This window comes from Methylobacterium isbiliense (genome assembly GCF_022179325.1).
Taxonomy (GTDB): Bacteria; Pseudomonadota; Alphaproteobacteria; order Rhizobiales; family Beijerinckiaceae; genus Methylobacterium; species Methylobacterium isbiliense.
The window spans coordinates 1-1,562 of sequence record NZ_BPQQ01000080.1 but is presented as its reverse complement, the minus strand read 5'-3'; the positions used below and the strand labels follow the sequence as shown (position 1 = coordinate 1,562).

The window sequence follows — 1,562 nt, the reverse complement described above, 5'->3', positions numbered from 1 at the left end:
TCGTCGAGGATCAGGAGATCGAAGCGGTCCAGCCGGCCAAGCGCCGCTTCCAGGCTCAGCTCGCGTCGCGCCACCTGCAGCTTCTGCACCAGGTCGGTCGTGCGGGTGAACAGCACCTTCCAGCCGCCCTCCACCAGCGCCAACCCGATCGCCGCGGCGAGATGGCTCTTGCCGCCGCCGGGCGGGCCGAACAGGAGCAGGTTGGCCCCCTGCGCGAGCCAGGCGTCGCCAGCCGCGACCGCCATGACCTGGGCCTTGGAGAGCATCGGCACCGCCGCGAAGTCGAAGTTGTCGAGGGTCTTGCCGGGGGGCAGGCGGGCTTCGGCGAGGTGCCGCTCGATGCGCCGGCGATCGCGCTCGGCCAGCTCATGCTCGGCGATGGCCGCGAGGAAGCGGGCGGCGGGCCAGCCCTCCTTGTCGGCCTGCTCGGCAAAGCGTGGCCACACGGTCTTGATCGTGGGCAGGCGCAGCTCGCTCAGCATGACGCCGAGGCGGGCGGTGTCGATGGGCGCGGGGGCCATCACGCGGCCCCCGTCGCGGCGCCGAGCAGGTCCTCGTAGTGGCTCAGCGAGCCCAGCGCGACCGTGACGTGCGGGATCGTGGCCGGATCCGGCGCGAAGCGTGCGCGCAGGGCCGCGATGTCCGGGAGCCGTCCGGCGGCATGATCGGCGGCCAGGCAGGCGGCCAGTTCGGCCTCGCAGCCCCGCTCATGGGCGAGCGCGAGCAGGTCGACGGTGAGGCGGCAGGCCTGCCGCTCTGGCAGCGCGGCGCGCATGGCCTCGAAGGTCTGCCGGTAAGCCTCGCGCGGGAAGAGCCGGTCCCGATAGACGAGGTTGAGGAGCGCCATCGGCTTGCGGCGCAGTGCGTGGATCACGTGGCGGTAGTCCACGACCTGATCGTGCTGGCCGTTCGGCCGGGCCCGTCCGCGTGGCAGAGTGAAGAGGTGCGTGCCGCCGATCAGCACGTCGAGCCGATCGTCGTAGAGGCGCACGCGCAGGCGATGGCCGATGAGACGCGAGGGAACGGTGTAGAACACCTTGCGCACCCGGAAGCCGCCGGCGGAGGTGACGCGCACGCTGACCTCTTCGTAGTCGCAGGAGCGCCGCGGCGGGAGCGGCTGCAGGACCGCCCGCTCGCTGTCGATCCGCTTGGCATTGCGGGCGTTGCGGCGGCCCACCAGCTCATCGATGAAGGCGCGATAGGCCGGCAGGTCCGGGAACGCCGAGGTGGCCCGCAAGAGGAGCGCGTCGGCGATCGCGCGCTTGAGATGGCCGTGCGGGCCCTCCACCGCACCGTTCTCGTGGGCGAGACCGGCGTTGTTGCGGGTGGGCGTCATGCCGTAGTGGGCACACAGCGCCTCGTAGCGCCGGGTCAGGTCGTCCTCGGCGGGCTGATCGAGGTTGCGGAAGGCGGCCGAGAGGCTGTCGGTGCGGTGCTCGCGGGGGACGCCGCCAAGGGACCAGAGCGCGTTCTGCAGGCCTTCGGCCAGCGCCACGAAGCTCTCGCCGCCGAGCACGACGTGGGCGTGCTCGAAGCCCGAGTAGGCGAGCCGGAAGTGGTAA

The 1,562-nt window shown here is 72.1% G+C and carries 2 protein-coding genes; both read right to left on the bottom strand.

Going from position 1 to position 1,562, the window contains the following annotated elements:
• Positions 1–521, bottom strand: a 521-nt coding sequence (locus MFF61_RS27540) for an ATP-binding protein (protein WP_238240890.1), incomplete at its 3' end; no start/stop codon positions are given.
• Positions 521–1,562: Mu transposase domain-containing protein (locus MFF61_RS27535; RefSeq protein ID WP_238240889.1), on the bottom strand; the 1,042-nt coding region annotated here is incomplete at its 5' end. The genes MFF61_RS27535 and MFF61_RS27540, both read right to left, overlap by 1 nt.